Source organism: uncultured Amaricoccus sp. (assembly GCF_937891315.1).
In the GTDB taxonomy this organism is placed as follows: domain Bacteria; phylum Pseudomonadota; class Alphaproteobacteria; order Rhodobacterales; family Rhodobacteraceae; genus Amaricoccus.
Map to the genome: position 1 here is coordinate 1 of NZ_CALAGI010000035.1, position 14,977 is coordinate 14,977.

The window sequence follows — 14,977 nt, forward strand, 5'->3', positions numbered from 1 at the left end:
CTCCGGGCGCGCGGACCGCGGGCGCGCCACTGGCGCCCCCCAAGAGCGGTCCGCGAAAACATCTCGATCCGAAGCGATCAGGGGGAAGCCGTATGAGCCCCGGGTCAGCGAAGGGGCGGCGAGGGTGTCAGCGCGCGGCGAGGGATTGGAACAGGGCGGCCTTGCGGGGGTAGAGGTCGCGGATGGTCAGGCGATCAAGGATGGTGGCGCGGGCCTGTTCGCGAAGGGCTTCGGCGTCGGCCGGATTGGTCAGCAGGTCGAGCACGGCGCTGGCGATGGTCGCGGGATCGGCGAGATCGGCGAAGCGGGCCGAAGCCCGATCGGCGAATTCCCGGACGGGGGCGGTGTCGGAGAGGACGAGGGCGCACCCCACGCTCATCGCCTCCAGCATCGACCAGGAGAGCACGAAGGGCACCGTGAGATAGACATGCGCGTCCGAGCGGCGCAGCAGGCGCCGATAGTGGACGCGTGAGAGGCGGCCGACGAAATGCACGCGCGCGGGATTGATGGGCAGCTCGGCCAGGGCCTTCGCCTTCCAGTCGGTGCCGCGCAGGGAGCTTCCGCCATAGGCGACGCGGTTCTCGCCGGCGATCACCGCCACCGCCTTCGGATCGGCGGCGAGGATCGCGGGCAGGGCGGCCATGAACTGGGGAAAGCCCCGGTGCGGCTCCATCCCGCGGGTCGCGTAGGTGACGACGCGCGCGTCCTCCGCCACCAGCCCGTCGAGCGTCGAGCGGCGGTCGCCCGCGTCGGATGCGTCGAGGTCGGGCGCGTAGAAATCGGCGTCGATCCCGTCATGCTGCACGGTCAGCGCCGGGCGCAGCAGCGGGGGGAATTGCGCCGCCTGGAACTCGGTCGGGCAGAGCACGGCGTCGGCGGCGGCGATGTCCATGGCAATCGGCGCGTTGCGCGCCCGTTCGTACATCGGCGCCTCGACGGAGCCGACGAAATCGCGGCCTTCGAGCCGCGCGAGACAGGTGACGTCGGCGCCGGGATAGGAGTACCACCACTCGACATAGGCGACATAGGCGGCGTCGGGGAACACATCGCGGGCGAACATGCCGGGGCCCCAGCCGGAATGGGCGACGACGACGTCGGGCCGGTAGCCCTGATCGCGCGCCGCCAGCGCCGCGCGCACGAAGCCCTGGCCATTGATCGCGGCGCGGTCCATCGCTTGCGCGTAAGGATGGGTCTCGCGCGAGCCGGCGCGGTGCGGCTTGTAGCGGATGAGCCGGAGGCCCGGGGACTCGGCGACCTCGGCGGCGGTGGCGAAGGTCACGTCCCAGCCCTTGGCGCGCAGCCAGAAGCCGATGCCGCCGAACTGCGCCGGGAAATTGTCGTGGATGAACAGGATCCGCATCGGTCGCCCTCCGCTCCGGGCCCGCGGCCCGGGTCCGCAGTCAGTTCAGGCGAACAGGGAATAGAGACCGAGTCCGAGCGAGCCAAGCGCGATCGCCGCGGTGCCGGTCAGGATCAGCCGCAATCCACCGTCCGAGGCGCGGCCCTCGGGACGTCGCGCCCCGGCGAGCGCGGCTTCGAGGCGGATCTGCACCATCTCGACCCGGTTCACCAGATCGGCCAGGCGGTCCACGTCGTTGCCCGGCTCACGCGCCGCGGGCTGGGAATGGCGGAGACGAAGCACCTCTTCATAGACCCGTTCGACCACCCGCTGCTCGGGGGCCACCGCCGCGCCCTTCGAGCCGCCGCGCTTCAACTCGCCCGGCGTGCCGTCGGCGGCGCGGGCGATGGCGGTGACGGTGAATTCGAAGCCGGGCTCCACCGGCGGGGAGATGGTCGCGCCGAAGCCGTAGTCGCCCGTGCCGATGCCGCCCTTCTCGAGATCGGCGCGGTGGCGGTCGGCGCGGACCGTGGCGACGAGCTTGCCCTCGCGATGGATCTCGACCTCGACGGCGGCGGCGCTGCTCGCGCGGTCGATCGCCCAGCCGGCGACGCGGTCGGGACGCGTGAGATCGAAGACGCCATAGACCCGGGGGCCGATTTCGGCGAGCGGTACCTCGGTCGGCGCTGGCGCGCTCCTGGCGGTTTCGTCTGGCATGGGCTTCCTCTTGGCTGCGGTCGGTTAGCCATTGCGTAACGCCCGATGTTTAACGAGATGCCAATCGCCGCGCCGGGAGCCTCGCCGATTTGAAGCGTTTCGCGCTGATCCTGACCGCCCTGCTGATGAGCGTCGGCACGGCCGCCGGCGCCGGGCCGCGCGTCGTCGGCGCGCCGGAGACGGTGTTCGACTGGGCGAGCCAGCGCTGTGCGACCTGGGACATCCCGGACGGGCCGGCGCGCGCCTGGCGCGACGCGGACGGAAGCGTGCGCCTGATCGCGGGCGCCGAGCGCAACCGGATCGCGGCGGGGGCGGATCTCGACCATCTGAGGCACGATTGCGCGGTGGTGTTCGAGGGCGCGCGCTCGGCCGATCCCGGCGCCCATGACGACCGGTCCTGGATCGCCGGGCTGTTCACGCCGGACGGGCGCCGGGTCGAGGCACTGGTCCATGCCGAATATCACGGCGACAAGCATCCCGGCCGCTGTCCGGCGGCGGTCTATCTCGACTGCTGGCGCAACGCGGTGGTGGCGGCGGTGTCGGAGGACGGCGGTGGGAGCTTCGCGCCGGCCGGGCTGGTCGCGGCGCTGCCCTATCGCTACGACGGGCTGGCCGGGCGGCGGACGGGATATTTCAACCCGAGCAACATCCTGCGCGACGGCGACCATCTCTATGTCTTCGTCTTCGCCGAGGCCTACCGGGCGCAGGCGCGCGGGGCCTGCCTGCTGCGCCGGCCGCTGGAGGGCGGGGCGTCGGACTGGCGGGCCTGGGACGGCGTGGGGTTCGGCGTCCGCTTCGCCGATCCCTACCGCGAGGATATCATCGACCCTTCGCGCCATGTCTGCGCGCCATTGCCGGGGGTGGGCTCGACGATCTCGTCGGTCGTGCGCACGGCCGCGGGCACGGCCGCGGGCACGGGCACGGGCACGGGCACGGGCGGCTATCTCGCCGTGACGCCGGCGACGCGGGACGGGGTGAGCGGGATCTATGCGATGACCTCGCCCGACCTTGTGCATTGGAGCGCGCCGGAACTGCTCTGGGCGGCGCCGCTCCTCTGGCGGCGCGACTGCGCGGCGGAGGCGGCCTATGCCTATCCCGCGCTGCTCGACGCCGCGTCGCCCGGATTCGACAGCGTGGGCGACGATTTCTGGCTCTATGTCACGCGGATGACGCTGGGAAAGGATTGCGCGGCCGGACCCGACCGCGATCTGATCCGGATGCGCGTCAGCTGGCCCGCGGCAGACCGATCGCCGGCAGGCTCGCCAGCACCGTCCGCGGCGCCGCCAGATCCTCCGGCCGGATTTCCTGTGCCTTGAAGGGCTGGGCCGCGCCGCTCTCGATCAGCGCCTCGATGACGTCGAGCGAGCGCTCCACATCGTCCATCGGCGCGTCGAACAGGTCGTAGATCGAGTAGTTCCACCAGGCGACGGCGAGCAGCCGCTCGACCACCGGCTCGGGGAAGCGCAGGCGGACGACCTTGCCGGGTGTTCCGACCACGATCGAATAGGGCGCCACGTCGCGGATGACGAGGGCGCGGGCGCCGATGATCGCGCCGGCGCCGATGGTGACGCCGGACTTGATGAAGGCGCCCTGGCCGATCCAGACGTCGGCGCCGATCGTGGTGACCGGGCAGCTGGCGGCGAAGGGGCGCTTGCGGTTGTGCACGGAGGGCGCGGCGGGTCCGGCGATCAGGTCGTCCCAGCCGTTCACCTGCGGATAATAGGCGGTGCGCGAGGTGGTGAGCCAGTCGGTCGGATGCTCGTGCGCGCCGATGACCACGCCGCTCGCCACCGAGCAGTAGCGGCCGAAGCGCACGTTGTTGATGGTGCCGCCCGAGAGATTGCAGAAGGCGCCGATGTCGAGGAAGGCGCCGGAGGTGACGGTGGAGAGGATCGAGGTCGGTGTCTCGATCCGCGAGCCCTTGGCCAGCGTACGGGTATTGCGCAGGCCGTAGAGCTTGACGCCGCGCTGCTCGAACGCCTCGTAGTCCGTCCGGTTCAGGGTGAAGTGGATGGGCATCGCCGGTCTCCTCGCTGTCGGGCGCGCGACATCGCGCGCGTCTCTCGGTTTGGACGCGCGCCGCGAGCCTGTGGCGGGCTCGCGGCGCGGTCTCGCAGTGGGCCGCCACGCTAGCGCGCTGGTCGTTGACGGATGGTGAATGGCCGGGTTTTCCGCCTATTCTTCGTGCAGCGCATGGCTCATGCGACGGAGGAGGGGCGAGAGGATATATTCGCCGGCCCGGCGCTCGCCGGTCTGGATCGCGACCTCGACCGGCATGCCGGCGGTGATATGCACCCCGGGCAGCTCCTCGAGGCTGACCGGGTCTATGGCGACGCGGGCGTCGAAATAGGCGGTACCGTCGCGCTCGTCCTGCAGCATGTCGGCCGAGACGTAGGTGACTTCGCCGAGCGCGACCGGCGCCTGGGCGCGGGGAAAGGCGGTCAGCCGGATCTTGGCCGGGCGGCCGACATGCACCGTGTCGATCGTGTCGGGCGAGACCCGAGTCTGGACGACCAGACGATCGCCGTCGGGGATGATGTCCATCAGCGGCGCGCCCGAGGCCAGCACGGCGCCCGGCGTCTTGAGGCGGATATCGACGACGACGCCGTCCTGTGGCGCGCGCAGATTGTGCCGCTCCAGCACATCCTCGGCGGCGCGGACCCGGCTCGCGAGGCCCTCGACCATGCGCCGCGATTCCGAGATCTGCTCGCCGAGGTCGGCCAGCCGCTGCTGGTCGAGCGTTTCGATATCGGCGTTGGCGCGGGCGATGTCCTCGCGCTCCGCCTCGGCGAGGCCGCGGGCCTCGTCGCGGTCGCCTTCGAGGGTGGCGATGGTGCGGTCGAGCTCCAGCAGCCGCTGTTTCGGACTCGCGCCCTTCGCGACGAGCGCGCTCGTCGAGACGCGCTCCTCGGTCCAGAGCGCGATCTGGCGCTGGGCGGCGCTGGCCTGGGCCTCGTTCGCGGAGATCTGCGCGGTCAGTTGATCGATCTGGCGGCGGAGCGAGGCGACCTGGCCGATATGGGCGCGCTGGCGGGCGTCGAAGCGGCGTTGCTGCGCCGCGACGCGCTCGTCGGCTCCGGGCATTTCGGGCGCGGTCGCGGGATCGAGGCGTGGCGCGCCGGACTGCTCGGCTTCGAGGCGCCAGATATCGAAGGTCAGCGCGATCCGGTCCGCCTCGAACTGCGCCAGCTGCTCGCGGATCTGGGTCGCGTCGAGCGTGGCGACGATCTCGCCCTGGCGGACGCGATCTCCGGGCTTGACGAGCAGGCGCTCGAGGATGCCGCCTTCGAGATGCTCGACCGTCTTGCGCTCGCTCTCGGCCAGCAGGACGCCGTGCGAGACGACGGCGCTGTCGAGCCGGGCAAACATGCCCCAGCCGAGCGCGGCGGCGGTCAGGCAGACGATTGTCACCAGCGCGGTCAGGAACGCCGGGCGAAAGCTCGGCGTGTCGTCGGCGTCGATCAGTTCGGCCAGCGTGGTCATTTCACCCCCTCGCGCGATGGAATGGGGGTGATGCCCTGGCCGGCGCGCCGGGGTCCGAGCGCGGCCAGCACCTCGACCCGGTCGCCGAACTGCGCCACCGTGCCGTCCTTCATCACCATGAGCTTGTCGGCGCGTTTCAGGATCGACATGCGCTGGGCGATGACGAGGACGGTGGTGCCGCGGCGGCGGGCGATCTCGATCGCCTCGACCAGCGCCGCCTCGCCCTCGGCGTCGAGATTGGAGTTCGGCTCGTCGAGCACCAGCAGCTTCGGTTCGCCGAAGACCGCGCGGGCGAGTGCGATGCGCTGGCGCTGACCGCCGCTCAGCCGCGAGCCGGCGTCGGCCAGCCGCGTCTCGTAGCCCTGGGGCAGGGTGCCGATCAGCTCGTGCACGCCGGCGAGCCGGGCGGCCGCCACCACCTCGGTCATGTCGCCGTCGCGGAAGCGCGAGATATTGTCCCGCACGGTGCCGTCGAGCAGCAACGGATCCTGCGGCAGGTAGCCGACCGCCTCGCCGAAGCTGCCGCGCTCGTGGGTATAGGTGCTCTGACCGTCGAGATAGATGCCGCCGGCGGTCGGCGCCCAGAGGCCGACGACCAGCCGCGCCAGCGTCGATTTGCCGGCGCCGGAAGGTCCGACGATGCCGAGCAGCTCGCCAGCCTCGATCTGGAACGAGACATTTCGGATCAATGGCGTGTCCTGGCCCGGCGGCACATAGCCGACGCGGTCGGCGGTCAGCCGCCCCCGCGCCACCCGGATCGGCGACCTGGAGCGTCGCGTGGCGCCCCGGTTCAGCACTTCGCGCAGCCGTTCGCCGGCGCCCATCGCATCGACCCACTGCCGCCAGCCCTCGATCATCTGCTCGAAGGGCAGCAGCAGGCGCGCCATCAGCACCGATGCGGCGATGATCGTGCCGCCCGAGACCTCGCGCTGGATGACGAGGGCGGCGCCGGTGGAGAGCACCGCGACCTGCAGCCCGACGCGCAGCGCCTTCGCGGCGGAGGCGAGGGCCTTCGCCACCGCGCGGCGCCGCTCGACGCTGTCGAGCGCCTCGGCCTGCGAGCGGCGCCAGCGGCGTGCCACGGCGGGCAGCATGCCCATCGCGGTGATCACCTCGGCGTTGCGGATCGCCGCCGCCGTCTCGATATGCACATTGCCGGCGGCGAGCGTCGCCCGCGCGGTCGGCCGGCGGGCCAGCACCTCGGTCGCGATCGCGATGCTGCTCAGGATCAGCGCCGCGGTCAGGCCGACGAGGCCGTAGACCGGATGCAGGAGCCAGAGCACGAAGAGAAACAGCGGCGCCATTGCGAGATCCATCGGCAGCGCGATGGCGCCGCTGGCGATGAAGCTGCGCAGATCGCCGAGATCGCGTATCGAGCCGGCGGCGGCGGCGGCGCCGTCGCGGAGCGTTGTCTCGACCGAGGCTTCGAACACGTCGCGCCCCAGTCGCCCCGCGACCTGGGCGCCGAGGATCGCGAAGATCCGGTGGCGCAGATAGTCGAGCACCGCCTGAAAGCCGAGGACCACCACGACGAGGCCGGCGAGCGCCACCAGCGTCTCGTAGCTGCCGCTGGCGATCACCCGGTCATAGATCTGGATCGTGAAGAGCGGCATGGCGAGATGCAGCAGATTGACGAAAAGCCCGATCATGGCGGCGGCGGCGGTGCCGCGCCGGATGTCGCGCAGCGCGTGGCGATAGGCCGGGGTCGTGGTGTATCTCGGCATTCCCGCTCACCCGTTGCTGGCGCGGCGATCCGCCGCCGCCGATTGTCCGCGCCGTTCCAGCAGACGCTCGAACAGGCGCGCATGCAGCTTTGCCGACTGGTCGGCGCTGGTCGGCGGCCGGATCCCGCCGTGGAGACGATCCCAGAGCGCCGGCTCGCGGATGGCGCGGCCGATCTGCTCGGCGAGGCTCTCGGCGTTGCCGACGTGGAAATGCAGCCCGTCGATGCCGTCGCGCACCTTCTCGGCCATGCCGCCGATGTCGCTGGCGATGATCGGCCGGCCGTGGTGGAAGGATTCCTGGATCACCACCGGCGCGTTCTCCCACCAGGTCGAGGGCACGATCACCCAATCGACCTCGCGCATCAGGTTCGGCAGTTCGGGGCTCTTGTAGGAGCCCATGAAGCGCACGCGGCGGCCGGCGAGGCGGAACAGCTCCTTCACGCTGGTCTGGAACTCCTCCGGCTGGTGTTCGAGATTGCCGCCGTGGACATAGAGCACGGCGTCGCCCCAGATGTCGGCCGGCACCCGCGTCACCGCGTCGATCAGCACGCGCACGCCCTTGAACGGGTTCAACTGACCGAAGAAGGCGAAGCGGTCGCGGCGCCCGCCCGGCGCGACGCGGCGCGGCGGGGTCGCGGGAGCTTCCTCGAGGCCGTTCTCGATCATCACCAGCTTCTCGCGCGGCAGGCCCCAGTCGGCGAAGCGGCCGAGCAGGAAACGCGACGGAGAGACGAAGGCGTCCACCTCGGCGAAGAAGCTCTTGATGAACAATTCGCGGCGCATCAGGTTCGCCGGCCCGATCTCGGGAAAGCAGACGCCGCATTCCGAGGGCGATGCCTTGGAGCAGAGCGCCCCGGTCTTGGCCTTGATCATCTGGCCATGATGGGCGCAGATCGGCAGATATTCGTGCAGGGTATAGACGATCGGCACATCGCCGAGCGCGCGGCGCGCGGCGCGGATCGCCTGGATGCCGAAGCCCATCACATGGTGGAAATTGATCACGTCGGGGCGGTAGTCGCTGAGGAACCGCTCGAAATGCTTCATCAGCCCGTCGAGATCGTTGGTGCCGAGATGAAACCAGTCGTAGTCGTTCGACCAGAACAGCGTCTCGTCCGGCCCCTGGCCCAGCGACATCAGCGGCGTGGCGCGGTGGCGCGCGACGGGCGGGCCGACGCCGGCGAGATAGTGCGCGTCCCAGCCTTCCTGTTCCTTCAGGCCCTGGAACAGGTTGTAGGACGCGACCTGCGCGCCCCCGATCGAAAAGGTCGGGTGCGCGTGGCTGAGGATCAGGGCTTTCATGCGGTCGGCTCTCCGGTCTGCGCGGTCGTGACCACCTGGTCGAGAAGGGCGGCGTCCACCTTGCGCATCAGGCGGGCGAAGGGCGAAGGCTGGGCGGCGTGGCTGTCGTCGAGCATCCAGAACTCGACGGCGCCCGAGCAGTAGCTGGCGTGGCCGGCCCGGCGCAGGCGCGCCGCGAGATCGACATGGGTATAGGCGTCGCTGAACAGATGGCCGGAAAAGCCGCCCGCCGCCTCCAGCGCGGCGCGGCCGATCAGCGCCACCTCCGGCGCCCCCGCCGCCACCTCGCGCGGGGCGCCGCGGCGCAGCCAGCTCGCGCCATAGCCGGAACGGGCGCAGGCGCCATGCACGGTCAGCGGATCGGCGCTCTCGCCGCCGAAATAGATCGAGCCGTCCTCGTAGGTCATCGCCGGCGACAGCAGCCCGCCGCCCGGCAGGTCGCGCGCCTCGGCCATGAGGTCGGCGAGCCAGCCGGCGGATTTCGGCAGGGCGGCCGGCGTCAGGCACAGGATCGTCGCACTCCGCGTCGCCGCGGCGCCGAGATCGAGGCGGCCGGCGGTGGTCTCATGCTCCGAGGCGAAGACGAGCCCGCCGGTCAGGCCGTAGAAGTCGAAGGCCTCGGTCAGCTTGCCCAGCGTCTCGGTCGCGACCGAGCGCGAGGTGACGAGCACGAGATCGAGCGCGTCGGCCTCCGGTGTTCCGGCCAGCAGCCCGAGGATCGGTTGCAGCTCGGCATAGGTGCGGAACGGCACGACGGCGGCGACGGCGCGCGCCGGGCCCTGTGTCCCGAGCGCGATCGGCCGGGTAGCGCCGGCGCGGCGCGGGCCGCGCGCGGCCGGGCGTACGCTGGCGAGGAAGGGGGCCAGATGTTCCTCGACCACGCGATCGAGCTCGGGATCGCGCGGTGACAGGATGCCGAGGATTTGCGGCAGCCGCTCGGCGCTGTCGAACGGCGTCGCGGTCAGCGGCCGGAACAGGCAGCTGTCATCGTCGAGCACGATCTCGAGATAGAGCTGGGCGCCGTCGGTCTCGGCCGGTGTCGCCGGAGCATGGACGATGAACCCATGCAGGAAGTCGTGCTCGTCGAGCAGGTCGGCGAAACGCGGATCGGCGCCGAAACCCTGATGCAGGTCCAGCCGCGGCAGCGCGCACCAGCTCGCATGGATCGGCGCGTAGAGATTGGCGGTGCTCTTGATCAGCACCCGCTCCACCCGGCGCAGCGGGTCGAGCATCCAGCCGAGCGCCAGCAGCGCGCCGTCCGGCGCGCGCAGCAGCGCGTCGAAGGCGGCGGCGATCGGCAACGGCGTGCCGGAGAGCGTGTCCATCCCCTGGAAGCAGGGGCGGCACACGCGCTTGAAGGCGCGCCGCGTCGCCTCGGGCGCGACGAGGCGCGGCAGCATCTGCGCGACATGGGTGGTCGCGGGCGCCCCGGTCAGCTCCAGCACGGCGCCATGCACCACGTCGAGGCGCAGCAGGCGCCCGTTCATCTCGAAGAACACGGCGTCGACCGCCCCGAGCGACTCGTTGCGCCAGCCCTTGCCGAAGAAGCAGAAGCCGTGGCCCGGAGGCAGGATGTCCTCGCGCTCGAAGAGCGCCACCTCCACCTCGCGCACCGCGAGGTCATGGGCGACGCTGGCGAGCGTGGTCGGCCCGGCGGCCAGCGACATCGACCAGCCCTGTGCGAAAAGGCCACCGCCGTCGGGTGTCGCGAGGATCTCGATAAAGCCGTCGCGTTCGGCGGCGGCGGTGAAAAAGCCGGTGGCGAAGGTCTGATACGCCTTCGCGGCGGCCGAATCCTTGGCATGGCCGGCCAGCAGGTGACGGATGAGAAAACCGAAGACCGCGCGGCTGTCCACTCCACCGCGGCGCACGAGATCGGCCAGCGGCTCAGGCGCGATATCGACCCGGGGCGGGGTGGCGAGGCGCCAGTCGCGGCCGAGCGCGTCGTCGCGGACGCGGGCTCCGGCCAGCGGCAGGCTGTCGAGCACGGCGAAGCCGCACCATTCGTCGCCATCGGCGCGCGTGATGCGCCAGCATTCCGCCGTCCAGGCCTGATCCTGATCGCCATGGCCAAGCCGGCCGGAGCGGGGCGGCGCGCTGTCGAGCCCCTCGAACAGCAGCAGCGCCTTGCCGCCATGCAGCAGGATGGCGAGCGTGTCGGTCAGCTGGCCGGGCTCGGTCGCCACCGGCGCGTTCGGGAAGTCGGAACCGTCGGGGGGCGTCATGCCGGCACCCGGTCGCGAAGCTCGGCATAGAGCCGGACATGCGCCTCGACGAACGCGTCGTAGTCGCGCTTCGGCGCGGCCTTGGCGAGCCGGGCCCAGAGTTCGGGCTGGTCCGCGACCTCGCGCATCGTCTCGGCCAGCGCCGCGGCGTCGCCGGGACGCACATGCAGGCCGTTGATCCCGTCCGCGACCAGCTCGGCCATGCCGCCGATGCCGGAGGTTATGACCGGCCGCCCCGCCGCCTGCGCCTCCAGAATGACCAGCGGCGCGTTCTCCCACCAGATCGAGGGCACGACGATCCAGTCGGCGCGCTGGATCAGTTCGGCGACCTCGGCGCGGGAATAGGCGCCGAGATGCTGCGCCACCGGCCGCGCGGCGCCAAGATGCGTGGCGAACTCGGCGCGGAAGCTGTCCTCGGCCCAGCCGAGCCCGCCGTGCAGCGTCACGCGGAGGTCGTCCCCGGTGAGGCGCGCGGCGGCTTCGAGCAGGGTGAGCACGCCCTTGTGCCGCGCGATATTGCCGAGGAAGGCGAAGCGGTTCGGCCGGGCGCGCGGCGCGGTCCCGGCCAGCGGCATCGCGGGCACCGCGTTCGGCACCAGACGCACACGCGCCGGGTCGAGGCCCCAGGCGACGAAGCGGTCGCGCAGAAAGGCGCTCGGCGCGAGAAACACATCGACGAGATCGAGCAGGGCCATGAGATGCGCCCGGCGCAGCGCATGGCGCGCGGCGCTGATCTCGGGGAAGCAGCGGTGGCAGCGGTCGGCGCCCGCGAGATCGCAGCGCGCGCCGTCCCGCGGGGTCAGCATCAGCCCGTCGTTCGGACAGATCAGCTGATAGTCGTGCAGGGTCAGCACGATCCGCGCGCGTGGCGCGAGGCGGCGCAGCGCGGGCAATACCTCGGCCCCGATCCGGTCGAGCCCGTGCAGATGAACGATTTCCGGCCGGGTGGCATCCAGCACGCGGGCGAGCGAGCCAACCCAGTCCGTGCCATCCAGCCGCGTCATCGAGAAGCGGTCGTAGGCCCCGGTGCGCAGCACGAAATCCTCGCCCTGCGCGGCGAGCGCGCCCGGCGCCACGTCGGGCCGCTGCAGGCTGGTCGCGGCGGCGAGAAAGCGGGCGCCGAAATCGTCGCGGGCGTCGAGATCGCGCGTCAGGCGATGGGCGAGGATTTCCGTACCGCCGGACGTCCAGTCCGGATGGTCATGGGCGATCTGAAGAATCCGCATCTTGCTCATGACCTCCTCACGGTTTGCCTTGTCGCGACGCCAGCGCCGCCTCGTCCACCGCCAACGCCAGCGGATCGCATGGCGCCGCCTGGCCGTAGCGGACAAAGCGGATCCGCGGATGGGCGCGCGGCGCGGCGCCGAGCGCGCCCAACCGGGCGGCCGTCTCGGCGAGAACTATCCCGGGATTCGGATAAGACCCGGTAAAGGCGGCCAGCATTTCGATCGCGCCCCGGTTCAGCGCGAGGCAGTCGGCGCCGATCTCGTCGGCCGGCAGGCTCGCGCTCGGCAGGCTGCTCGCCGGCAGGCCGGTCAGCCGCCGCGCCCCCGCCCGGATCACCGCGCCGTCGGCGCCGAGCAGCGCCCCGGTCGCCAGTCGCGGCTCCGCGCCGGAGCCCAGCGCGCGCCGCGTCGCCGCGAGCCAGCCGCGCGCCGCCGGCAGCACCTCCGCGCCGAGCACCAGCGCGGCCTCGGCCCGCGCCGCGCCGAGCGCCGCGAGCAGCCGCTCGGTCGCCGTCGCGTCGGGGGCCAGCGTCACCAGCCGGTGCCCGATGCCAAAGACGGCCGCGACCTCGGTCATGACGGCCCGCGCCGCCACGGCCAATGGGCCATCGGCCACCTGATAGACGAGTTCGACGCCCCGCGCCCCCGGTTCCGCGAACAGCATCGCGGCGCGGGCCCGGACAAGGTCGAGATTGTCGCCGACCGCGCAGATGAGCGCGCAGGCCGGCTTGGCGGGTAGGGGGCCGATCTCCTCGATCCGCCGCGCGGCCGGCGCCGGTCGCCGCCCGAGCCGGGCGGCGGCGAGCGCGGGCGCGTCGGCCGGGAGAAAACCCGCCGGCAACCCGCCGTCATAGGCGCCGAGCGGCCCTTCGTGGATCGTCGTCAACCGGCCGGAGCGAAATACCAGCCGGACCCGCGCCGGATCCTCGAGCCAATGCGTCCGGCGCAGGGTCGCGTGCGCCGCGATCCGCGCGGAGCGCAGGCCATCGCGCGTGAAGGGCAGGATCGCCCGGTCGCCGCCGCGCTCGATCTGGACGCCCGCCAGCAGGTCGTGCGGATCGGAGACCTCCAGCGCGATCAGCACACCGGCGTCGGTGCCGGAGAGATGGCGCAGCGTCGCGGCCGGCGCCTGCTCGCCGCCGTGGCGGATCTCGCGCATCAGCACGGCGGCGCCGGCGTCGATGGGCGCGCGCTCCGCCACGAGATCGAGCGCCCAGGACCGCGCACCGTCGGAGGCGCGTTCGAGCCAGGGCACGATGGGCCGCGGGCGGTGAAATCCGGAAGCCGCCGGCAGCAGGATCGGCGTGGCGCCGAGCCCGACCATCGCCACGTCCGGCGTGCCATCGGGGAGGAAGAGATGCAGGAACGCGCCGCGCTTGTCCTCTTCGACATGCTGGCGGAAGCCGGAGACGCGCCGCAGCCGGTCGGGCGCCAGCGCGATGAGTTCGCCGACCAGCGCCGCCTCCGCCGCGCCGGGCACGCGGAAGCTCGCGATCACGCCGCCGTCGCCAAGCGGGCAGAGACTGGCGAATTCGGCGGCGCGCACGCCCATCATCTCGAAAAAGCCGCTCGCCGCGGTGCCGAAGGCCGATTGCTCGCCGAGGCCGAACATCGAGGCGCCGGTGGTCAGGAACATGCGCAGCAGGCGTCGGTGGCCGAGCTCGGACAGGCCTTCGATCAGCGCGGCGCCGTCCCCCTCGGGCGGCTGCAGCCAGTTCGGGTCGATGCTCGCCGCGATCCGCGCGCCGAGCGCCAGGTCGAGCCGCCGGCCATCGAACGACGCGGCGCCGCGGCCGATCAGCAGCACATGCCGCCGCCCGCCGGCGCGCAGCGGCAGGGTGGTCGAGATCATCGGTCCGGTCAGCGGCTCGCCACCGAGAAACGCCGCGAGCCGCGGCCGCTCGCCGGCGCGGGCGGGGCCGGGTTCGTCGAAACTGACGGCGCAGACCGTGTCGGTGATCGGCACGAGGCACGCCTGGATCGGCGGCGTCGCGGGCCGGTCGAAAGAGCCGAGGCGGAAAGGGTCTGCGCGCATGTTCATGGGACAGCCGTGAGGTTGGAGGGCCAAACGGAAACAGGGCCGGCGCGGCGGCCGGCCCCGCGCTCAAATCAGGTTCAGACGAGGGTGATGAAGCGCGAGGGATCCTCGGCGATATCGTCGTAGCTGACGCCGTTCAGCATCACGCTGTCTCCCTGGCCGAAGTCGATCAGCGTTCCGGCCTCGCCGAGGTCGATGGCATAGTCCGCCACGTCCGCCACATCCTCGAGCGACACGCCATCCAGCGCGCGCGTGATCTGCAGCATGTCGCCGTCGCTGAAATCCATCACCATGTCGCCGCCGCCGGAGAAGACGAAGAGGTCGTTGCCCGCGCCGCCGATCATCACGTCGTCGCCCGCGCCGCCGTCCAGCGTGTCGTCGCCCGCGCCACCCTTCAGCAGGTCGTCGCCCGCGCCGCCGACCAGGAAATCGTTTCCATCGCCGCCATCGAGTTGATCGTCGCCCGCGCCGCCGCGCAGGACGTCGTTGCCCGCGTCGCCGGACAGGAAGTCGTCGCCGTCGCCGCCATCGATCGTGTCGTTCCCCGTTCCGCCGAGCAGCTCGTCATTGCCGGCGCCGCCGTTCATCACGTCGTCTCCCGCGCCGCCGACCAGCAGGTCCGCGCCGTCGCCGCCGTGCATCGTGTCATTGCCAGCGCCGCCGGTCAGCGTATCGTCGCCGGTTCCGCCGAACATCAGGTCGTCTCCGGTGCCCCCCAGCATCAGATCGTCGCCCGACCCGCCATGGATCGTGTCGTTCCCCGTTCCGCCATTCAGCGTGTCGTTGCCCGCGTCCCCGTGGATGACGTCGTCGCCGCTGCCGCCGAACACGCTGTCGTTGCCCGCGCCCGCCGTGATGAAGTCGGCCGCCGAAGTTCCGAAAATGAAGTCGTTGAAAGCGCCGCCTGAAATGGTGGCCATGGATTC

At 71.7% G+C, this 14,977-nt stretch carries 11 protein-coding genes; 1 reads left to right on the plus strand and 10 read right to left on the minus strand.

Going from position 1 to position 14,977, the window contains the following annotated elements; genetic code table 11:
- Positions 1-127: 127 nt before the first annotated feature.
- Positions 128-1,360, minus strand: coding sequence for a glycosyltransferase (locus tag Q0480_RS02520; RefSeq protein WP_299130295.1), 1,233 nt, complete (start codon positions 1,358-1,360; stop codon positions 128-130).
- Positions 1,361-1,405: 45 nt separating this feature from the next.
- Positions 1,406-2,056, minus strand: a complete 651-nt coding sequence (locus tag Q0480_RS02525; protein WP_299130297.1) for a hypothetical protein — start codon at positions 2,054-2,056, stop codon at positions 1,406-1,408.
- Positions 2,057-2,145: 89 nt separating this feature from the next.
- Here Q0480_RS02525 and Q0480_RS02530 point away from each other — a divergent pair, with 89 nt between their 5' ends.
- Positions 2,146-3,372, plus strand: a complete 1,227-nt coding sequence (locus Q0480_RS02530; RefSeq protein ID WP_299130298.1) for a hypothetical protein — start codon at positions 2,146-2,148, stop codon at positions 3,370-3,372.
- Here Q0480_RS02530 and Q0480_RS02535 read toward each other — a convergent pair.
- From Q0480_RS02535 to Q0480_RS02570, 8 genes are all read right to left on the minus strand, one after another.
- Positions 3,281-4,075, minus strand: a complete 795-nt coding sequence (locus Q0480_RS02535) for a CatB-related O-acetyltransferase (RefSeq protein WP_299130299.1) — start codon at positions 4,073-4,075, stop codon at positions 3,281-3,283. The two genes, Q0480_RS02530 and Q0480_RS02535, sit on opposite strands and share 92 nt — an antisense overlap.
- Positions 4,076-4,231: 156 nt before the next feature.
- Entirely contained in the window at positions 4,232-5,539 is a 1,308-nt protein-coding gene (locus tag Q0480_RS02540) for an HlyD family type I secretion periplasmic adaptor subunit (protein WP_299130301.1), read from the minus strand.
- On the minus strand, positions 5,536-7,263 hold the full coding sequence (locus Q0480_RS02545) for a type I secretion system permease/ATPase (RefSeq protein WP_299130302.1): 1,728 nt from the start codon (positions 7,261-7,263) through the stop codon (positions 5,536-5,538). Before Q0480_RS02545 ends, Q0480_RS02540 begins: the two co-directional genes overlap by 4 nt.
- Before the next feature lie 6 nt (positions 7,264-7,269).
- The gene (locus Q0480_RS02550) at positions 7,270-8,562 is read right to left on the minus strand and encodes a glycosyltransferase family 4 protein (protein WP_299130304.1); all 1,293 of its coding nucleotides are present in this window, start codon (positions 8,560-8,562) and stop codon (positions 7,270-7,272) included.
- Positions 8,559-10,787, minus strand: coding sequence for a hypothetical protein (locus Q0480_RS02555; protein ID WP_299130305.1), 2,229 nt, complete (start codon positions 10,785-10,787; stop codon positions 8,559-8,561). The genes Q0480_RS02550 and Q0480_RS02555 overlap by 4 nt, the downstream gene beginning before the upstream one ends.
- Positions 10,784-12,022 carry a glycosyltransferase family 4 protein gene (locus tag Q0480_RS02560; protein ID WP_299130306.1) on the minus strand — a complete coding sequence of 413 codons (1,239 nt, stop codon included), beginning with the start codon at positions 12,020-12,022 and terminating at the stop codon, positions 10,784-10,786. Before Q0480_RS02560 ends, Q0480_RS02555 begins: the two co-directional genes overlap by 4 nt.
- Before the next feature lie 7 nt (positions 12,023-12,029).
- Positions 12,030-14,054, minus strand: a complete 2,025-nt coding sequence (locus Q0480_RS02565) for a hypothetical protein (protein ID WP_299130308.1) — start codon at positions 14,052-14,054, stop codon at positions 12,030-12,032.
- Positions 14,055-14,128: 74 nt separating this feature from the next.
- Entirely contained in the window at positions 14,129-14,971 is an 843-nt protein-coding gene (locus Q0480_RS02570) for a calcium-binding protein (protein WP_299130310.1), read from the minus strand.
- Between the last annotated feature and the right edge of the window lie 6 nt (positions 14,972-14,977).